This is a genomic window from Streptomyces sp. NTH33 (assembly GCF_003236365.1).
In the GTDB taxonomy this organism is placed as follows: Bacteria; Actinomycetota; Actinomycetes; order Streptomycetales; family Streptomycetaceae; genus Streptomyces.
In genome coordinates, this window is sequence record NZ_POTZ01000351.1 from 1 (window position 1) to 7,387 (window position 7,387).

Consider the following 7,387-nt stretch of genomic DNA (forward strand, 5'->3'; position numbering starts at 1 on the left):
GAGCCACCCCCGCCCGTCCGGCACCCACTCCGCAACTGCGACACCTGCGACCGCGGCTATCGCGGCCCCGACCCGCGCAACTGCCGGGACTGCCGCGAACTCCGGCAACCGACGCCCACGGCCTCCTGACGAGTCGGCCAGGACCCAGCGCCCGCTGGAGACCGGCTCGCAGCCGCCTTCACCCCTCCAGGTGAACATCACCAACTGCGCTCCGCCGGGCCGAGTCGCACTCATACGCTCACCGCAGACCACGTATGGGCATGTGCCAGAGGCAATGCCCCTTCCATCCCTTACCACCTCACTCTCACAGGAATCCGTATGGTCAGCTCGCCCCACGAGGCGATGCACCGCATCTTCCAGGAATATCCGGGCCTCTTCTCCGGGGTGTCCGAGGTACTCGGCATCGACTTCCCCTTGCCCACCTCGGTCACCGTCCTGCCCAACGACCTCACCGAGACCAGCCCCGTCGAACGCCGCGTGGACACCCTCCTGCGGCTGGAGGCAGAGGACGACGAGCCGCTGCTCCTCGCGGTCGAGGCTCAGGGCAGGAAGGACCCGAACAAACCCGCCAGCTGGGCGTACTACGCCTCGTACCTGCTCACAAAGTACCGGCTGCAGCCGATGCTGCTGGTCGTCTGCCAGGACCGCGCCACCGCGGAATGGGCCGCGCGTGAGGTCACCTTCGGTCCTCGCCAGTGGCCCCTGCTGACCCTGCGGCCGCTGGTCGCGGGACCGCACAACATGCCGGTGATCATCGACCCGGCCGAAGTCCGCAAAGATCTCGCCCTCGCCACGCTGTCCGTGATCACCCACGCCACGCATCCGGACGCCGGGGCCATACTCAAATCAATGACGACCGTTCTGCGGGACACCCCGCAGAGCATCGCCAACCCGATCATCGAACTCGTGGCACAAGGCCTGGGCAAGCACCCAGCCGCACAACTGTGGAGGAAACTGGTGGCCGTGGACCTCTCCTTTTACAAGTCACCCCTCTCCGAGGAAATCCGCGAGGAGGGCCGCGAGAAGGGCCGAGCCGAGGGCGAGGCGCGACGCGCCGCCGAGGACGTCCTGGACATCCTGGAAGTGCGCGGCATCGACGTCCCCGAAGCGATCCGGGAACGCATCACCGACTGTGGTGACCCCGAGATCCTGCGCCACTGGCTGCGGCGTGCCGTCACAGCCCCGACGGCCGAAGACGTCTTTACCGACGAGTAGCCCCAGACCTTGACGGAGAGGCCGACCCGGTACGCGGACGTCTGGAGGTAGAGCGGTGAACGGCGAGAGCTGGCGGGAGCGCAGGCGCGCGCTCCTGAGGGATGACCCTGAGGCTGCCGAGAGGGCCGCACGTCTTCTCACCGAGCTGGGCACAGAGGAACGGGACGACGCGGAGATCGAAGCCGAGCATAGGGCGGTCTTCCTCGCCGCGACACGCGAGTACGTCACTCAAGGACGTGAGCTGATCGCCCGTCCCGAGCAGACTCCTGATGCCTTGCGAGCCGCCCTCGCCGTCGTCGCCCCGGGCCGTCTGGACGAGATGCAGGCCACGAAGGACGACGCCTTCGCCAAAGCGGTCGAGCGGCAGTCTCTGAGCCCCGTGCGAAGCTGGGTCCTCACCTGGGCCAGGGACATCGAGATCGCCCGCCGCCCCGACCTGTCCTCGTCTGTCCGAGGTGCCCGAGTGGGCAGGACGCCACAGCGAAATCTTCCTCGCCTTCGGCTGGCCCCTTACGTGGCGGGCGCGTCCGCCAGAGCTCACCCACCCGCTGTCAGGGGAGCGGCTTCAGCTTCCCGACAACGGCATCCTGATCTGCCAGAGGGTCACCACCCCACCGCTATACCAGGTCTTCCCGGCCACTGCCAACCGGGACCCCGCGTACGAGTTCGCCCGCGACCACACCACTCCCACCTGGCAGAAGCAGTGGTGGCGCACGTCAGGCGATCTGTACGGCCTGTTCCTCCGCACCCTGTGCGAGGCATGGTCCTGCACTGTCGAGTCCTTGCTGGCCCCTGTCGAACAACGTGACTGGGCGGACTGCATCCACTTGGACGACGAAACTCTTGGTCCCGTTGCCGGCTACCTCCTCCGCCGACCGCTGAGCATCTGACGGAGAGCCCGGTGCAGAAGACCCAGCTAAGAAGGGGCCCGGAAGCGCCGAACGCTTCCGGGCCCCTTCGCTGCTGCCGGGACTACTTCGGCTGCGGCTTGCGCACCGTCAGGTGCAGCTCCTTCAGCCGCGCCTCGTCCAGCTCGGTCGGTGCCCCCATCATCAGGTCCTGGGCGTTGCCGTTGAGCGGGAAGGCGATGGTCTCGCGGATGTTGGGCTCGTCGGCCAGCAGCATGACGATGCGGTCGACGCCCGGGGCGATGCCGCCGTGCGGCGGGGCGCCGAAGCGGAAGGCGCGGAGCATGCCCGCGAACTTCTCCTCCACCGTCTCGCGGTCGTAGCCCGCGATCTCGAAGGCCTTGAGCATGATCTCGGGCTCGTGGTTCCGGATGGCGCCGGAGGACAGCTCGACACCGTTGCAGACGATGTCGTACTGCCAGCCCAGGATGTCCAGCGGGTCCTGGGTCTGCAGGGCCTCCAGACCGCCCTGCGGCATCGAGAACGGGTTGTGGGAGAAGTCGATCTTCCCGTCCTCGTCCTTCTCGTACATCGGGAAGTCGACGATCCAGCAGAAGCGGAACACGTCCTGCTCGAAGTGCCCCGCCCGGCGCGCGGCCTCCACCCGCACCGCGCCCATGATCTTCGAGACCTCGTCGAACTCGCCCGCGCCGAAGAACACCGCGTGCCCGGCCGCCAGCGACAGGCGCTTGGTCAGCTCGGCGACGTCGTCCTCGGTCAGGAACTTCGCGATCGGGCCGGTCAGCGAGCCGTCCTCGGTCACCCGCACCCACGCCAGGCCCTTCGCGCCCAGCGAGATCGCGTACTCACCCAGCTGGTCGAAGAACTTGCGCGGCTGGTCCTGGACCGCCGGCACCGGCAGCGCGCGCACGTGCTTGCCCGCGAACGCCTTGAACTGAGAGCCCTCGAAGACGTCGGTGATGTCGACGAGCTCCAGCTGGGCACGCAGGTCCGGCTTGTCGGAGCCGTACTTCAGCATCGCCTCGCGGAACGGGATCCGCGGGAAGGGCGAGGTGACGTGACGGCCGCCGCCGAACTCCTCGAACAGCTCCGTCATCAGCCGCTCGATCGGCTGGAACACGTCCTCCTGCTCGACGAAGCTCATCTCCACGTCGAGCTGGTAGAACTCGCCCGGCGAGCGGTCCGCGCGCGCGTCCTCGTCGCGGAAGCAGGGCGCGATCTGGAAGTAGCGGTCGAAACCGGAGATCATCAGCAGCTGCTTGAACTGCTGCGGCGCCTGCGGAAGGGCGTAGAACCTGCCCGGGTGCACACGCGAGGGGACCACGTAGTCGCGGGCGCCCTCGGGGGAGGTGGCGGACAGGATCGGCGTCGCCATCTCGTTGAAGCCCATCGCGGCCATCTTGTGGCGCATGGCCGCGATGACCGCCGTACGCAGCATGATGTTGCGGTGCATGCGCTCGCGGCGCAGGTCCAGGAAGCGGTACTCCAGGCGCCGCTCCTCGTTGACCCCGTCCTCGGTGTTGATCGTGAAGGGGAGCGGGGCCGCCGCGCCGAGCACCTCGACCTCGCCGACCTCGACCTCGACCTCGCCGGTCGGCAGCTCCGGGTTCACGTTCTCGGTTCCACGTGAAACAACCTTGCCGTCGACGCGGACCACCGTCTCCTTGGACAGCCGGTCCAGCGCCTCGTACGCGGGCGTGCCGGGGCGGGCGACGAGCTGCGTGATGCCGTAGTGGTCGCGCAGATCGATGAAGAGGATGCCGCCCAGGTCGCGCCGATTGTGCAGCCAGCCACTGAGCCGGACGCCGGTGCCGACGTCAGAGGCGCGGAGCTCGCCGCAGGTGTGGGACCTGTACCGATGCATCGTCGTTCATCCAGTCTTCGCGGATCGGGGATCACCGGGGCGCGGACACGGCCCGGCCCGGACCTACCAAGCGTACCGGCCACCCCAACCTGGGCTCCCCACCCTTTTGCGGGCGGCACGGCGGGGCCCTACGGCACCGCGCGCCCGCACACCATCGGTGGCAGCGCTCGATCGCCTCTTCTTACAGTGGGGCCATGCGCACTGGTGAGCCCCTGCCCGCCGTGGGGGACGTACTCGCCGCCCTCGCGACCGGCATGTGGCACTGGGACACCGCCACGGGGACGGTGTCGGTCGACGCCGAGGCGGCTCGCCTGCTCGGACTGCCCGCCGAGCAGGCCGTCCTCACGGAGGCCCAGGTACGGGCCCGCCTCCACCCGGTCGACTGGAACGAGATCACGGGTGTCGTGCAGCTCGCCGTCGCCGAGGGCACCCTCGCCGAGGTACGCATCCGGATCATGGACGAGCGGAACCGGATCACCCGGGTGGTGCGCAGCCGCTCCAAGCCGGCCTTCGACCCCCGGAAGAAGGCGTACGAACTGATCGGCACCCTGCAGGAGGTCGCCGAGCCGGCACCGGGCTCCCCGGCCGGGCGCAGCGCGGTCACCGGCGACTGGCGGCGCTCCCGCGAGGCGTTCCTGCTGGACGCCGGGCGGGCCCTGGCCGAGGCCCGCTCCACGGCGGAGGTGCTGCGGGTCGCGGCGGGCCTGTCGATGCCCGGGTTCTCGCCGGACGGGCTGGCCGTCTTCGGCGTGGAGGGCGACCGGCTGACGGTCGTCGGCCACCACGGACAGCGGCCCGGCGACGAGGGCCCCTTCCTGCACATGGCGCTGGAGACGGACTACCCGGCCGCCGAGGTGGTGCGCACCGGACGGGCGGTCTATCTGTCCTCCCCGGAGCAGTACAAGTCCCGCTACCCGCTCACCTGGCCGCTCGCCCAGCGCTTCAACCGCCGCTCCTGGGCCTTCCTCCCGCTGACCGCCTCGGGCCGCACGATGGGCGCCTGGATGGCCGCCTTCACCCACCCGGTGGCCTTCACGCCCGACGAGCGCTCGGTGCTGACCACGGTGGCCCGGATGCTCGCCCAGGCCCTGTCCCGCGCCGGGACCGCCGAGACCGAGCGGGAGCTGAGCGAGAACCTGCAGCGCTCGATGATGCCCACCCTGGGTCCCGAGGTCCCGGGCATGGACGTGGCCGCCCGCTACGTCCCCACCGGCGGCGGCCTCCAGGTGGGCGGCGACTGGTACGACATGATTCCGCTGCCGGGCGGCACCTCGCGGTCCGGCACGAAGTCCGGGTCGGGGCGTTTCGCCCTGGTCATGGGGGACGTCCAGGGCCACGACGTACGCGCCGCGGGCCTGATGGGCCAGCTGCGCATCGCCCTGCGCGCCTACGCCTCCGAGGGGCACCCGCCGGACGCGGTGCTCTCCCGCGCCTCCCGCTTCCTGCACGGCATGACCGGTGGCGACGGCGGCGACGGCACCGAGCTGCGCTTCGCGACCTGCTTGTACGCCGAGGTCGACCCCCGCAGCGGGGTGGTGGAGATCGCTCGCGCGGGCCACCCGGACCCGGTGATCCGCATGGCGGACGGCACGGTGCTGCTGCGGCCGACGGCGGGCGGGCTGCCGCTGGGCATCGACCCGGACACCGACTACCCGACCACCCGGTTCACCCTGGAGCCGGGCGAGACGATGATGATCTGCACGGACGGGCTGATCGAGACCGGCGGCCACGATCTGGACACCGGCTGGCAGCGGATCCGTACGGTCCTGGAGCAGCACGGGGGCGGCGCCGAGGAGCTCGCCGACGCACTCGTCCAGGCCGTGCACGGGCCCTCCTCGCACCACACCACGGGGCCGCTGGCCGACCGGCGCGAGGACGACATAGCCGTACTGCTGCTGAGCCGGCACGGCGAGGGCGGCACCGCCCTCCTCCCGGAGGTGCGGCGCACCCTGCTGACGGTCGCCCAGGCCGAGCCCGAGCGGGTGGCGGTCGCCCGGCAGCAGTTGCGCGAGGTGCTGCACGACTGGGCGGCCGAGGAACAGGTGGACTCGGCGGTGCTGCTGCTGTCGGAGCTGCTCACCAACGTGCTCGTGCACACCGACGCCGACGCGCTGCTGATGGCCGAGGTCGGCGGGGAGAAGGGCAGGCGGCGGCTGCGGGTGGAGGTCACCGACGCCGGCGACGACCTGCCGCACAAGCGCCGGCCCGGGGAGCTGGCCTCCTCCGGGCGCGGCCTGGTGCTGATCGAGCTGCTCTCGGACGCGTGGGGGGTCGTGCCGCGGGGCCGGGGCAAGAGCATCTGGTTCGAGCTGTACGAGTGTCCGGACGGAAGGCGATGACGCTCGGGGCGTGCTCCTACGACGGGACCGCGTACCGTTCCCGCAGCTCGTGCCCGATCCCGAACACCGCCGCCGTCAGCGGCACCGCCAGCAGCATCCCGACGATCCCGGCGACCGACGCGCCCGCGGTGATCGCCAGCAGTACCACGGCCGGGTGCATCCGCACGGTCCGGCTCTGGATCACCGGCTGCAGCACATGCCCCTCCAGCACCTGTACGGCGAGCACCACGCCGAGCGCCCACAGCGCGATGACGAACCCGCGGTCGGCGAGGGCGACGAGCACGGCGACGGCCCCGGAGAGGAAGGCGCCCAGGTAGGGGAGGTAGCCGCCGACGAAGACCAGCGCGCCGAGTCCCACGGCGCCCGGCACCCGCAGAACGAGCAGGCCGGTCGTGATGCAGACGGCGTCGATGAGCGCGATGAGCGTCGTACCGCGCATGAAGCCCTCCACGCCCGCGAAGGCCCGCCGGGCCATGGCCTCCGCGAGGTCGGCCCTTCCGCTCGGGATGAGCGTGCGCAGGCTGTCGACGGCCTTGCCCGAGTCGCGCAGGAAGAAGAACACGAGCAGCAGGGCGAGCAGGGACATGGCGAGCCACTCGCCGACCACGCTGACCCCGCTGATCACGTTGGAGGCGGCCGTGCCGCCGAACTTCTCCAGCAGCCGCTTGCCGTGGGAAGCCAGGTCGCCCAGCGAGGTCCCGGCTCCGCCGAAGTACGTGGCGAGCGACTGTCCGGCCCGCTTGAGGGCGGCGGCGATCTGACCCCCGCTGCCGATCAGCGCGGCCACGACGATGTAGACGGCCCCGCCGACGACCACCACGACGGCCACGCAGGTGATCCCCGCGGCGAGCGAACGGTTGACGTGCGCGTCCACGAGGCGCCGAAAGAGCGGCCGCAGCAGAGCGGTCCCCAGCAGGGCGAGCAGCACGGGTGTGACGGCGGTCCGGAAGGTCACGCACAGCCGGACCCCGATCCACACCACCCCGGACACCAGCAGCACGACGGCGCACCAGGAGGCGAGACGTCGGACGGGCTCGGGCAGCAGCACGGGACCAGCTGACTACAAGTCACCCGCGAACGCCTGGCGACCCGCCCAAGCC

At 70.7% G+C, this 7,387-nt stretch carries 5 protein-coding genes; 3 read left to right on the top strand and 2 right to left on the bottom strand.

Features of this window, described 5'->3' with window-relative positions:
* Nucleotides 1–318 precede the first annotated feature (318 nt).
* Together C1I97_RS26890 and C1I97_RS40155 are read left to right on the top strand one after the other, a co-directional pair.
* Nucleotides 319–1,215: a hypothetical protein gene (locus C1I97_RS26890; protein WP_181446931.1), complete on the top strand. Its 897-nt coding sequence runs from the start codon at nt 319–321 to the stop codon at nt 1,213–1,215.
* Between the two features lie 455 nt (nt 1,216–1,670).
* Nucleotides 1,671–2,105 carry a hypothetical protein gene (locus C1I97_RS40155; RefSeq protein ID WP_181446932.1) on the top strand — a complete coding sequence of 145 codons (435 nt, stop codon included), beginning with the start codon at nt 1,671–1,673 and terminating at the stop codon, nt 2,103–2,105.
* Nucleotides 2,106–2,187: 82 nt separating this feature from the next.
* On the opposite strand, the gene aspS is transcribed toward C1I97_RS40155, so the two are convergent.
* Nucleotides 2,188–3,948 (bottom strand): aspartate--tRNA ligase, encoded by a 1,761-nt coding sequence (gene aspS, locus C1I97_RS26900; protein ID WP_111005742.1) that lies wholly within the window; start codon nt 3,946–3,948, stop codon nt 2,188–2,190.
* A gap of 194 nt (nt 3,949–4,142) precedes the next feature.
* Between aspS and C1I97_RS26905 the strand changes: the two genes are divergently transcribed.
* The gene (locus tag C1I97_RS26905) at nt 4,143–6,287 is read left to right on the top strand and encodes a SpoIIE family protein phosphatase (RefSeq protein WP_111005743.1); all 2,145 of its coding nucleotides are present in this window, start codon (nt 4,143–4,145) and stop codon (nt 6,285–6,287) included.
* Nucleotides 6,288–6,303: 16 nt separating this feature from the next.
* Here the strand turns inward: C1I97_RS26905 and C1I97_RS26910 are convergent, their stop codons facing one another.
* Entirely contained in the window at nt 6,304–7,335 is a 1,032-nt protein-coding gene (locus C1I97_RS26910) for an AI-2E family transporter (RefSeq protein WP_111005744.1), read from the bottom strand.
* Nucleotides 7,336–7,387 lie beyond the last annotated feature (52 nt).

Coding starts and splice junctions, on each gene's coding strand:
- C1I97_RS26890 (WP_181446931.1), top strand. CDS start 319: ATGGTCAGCTCGCCCCACGAGGCGATGCACCGCATCTTCCAGGAATAT.
- aspS (WP_111005742.1), bottom strand. CDS start 3,948: ATGCATCGGTACAGGTCCCACACCTGCGGCGAGCTCCGCGCCTCTGAC.
- C1I97_RS26905 (WP_111005743.1), top strand. CDS start 4,143: ATGCGCACTGGTGAGCCCCTGCCCGCCGTGGGGGACGTACTCGCCGCC.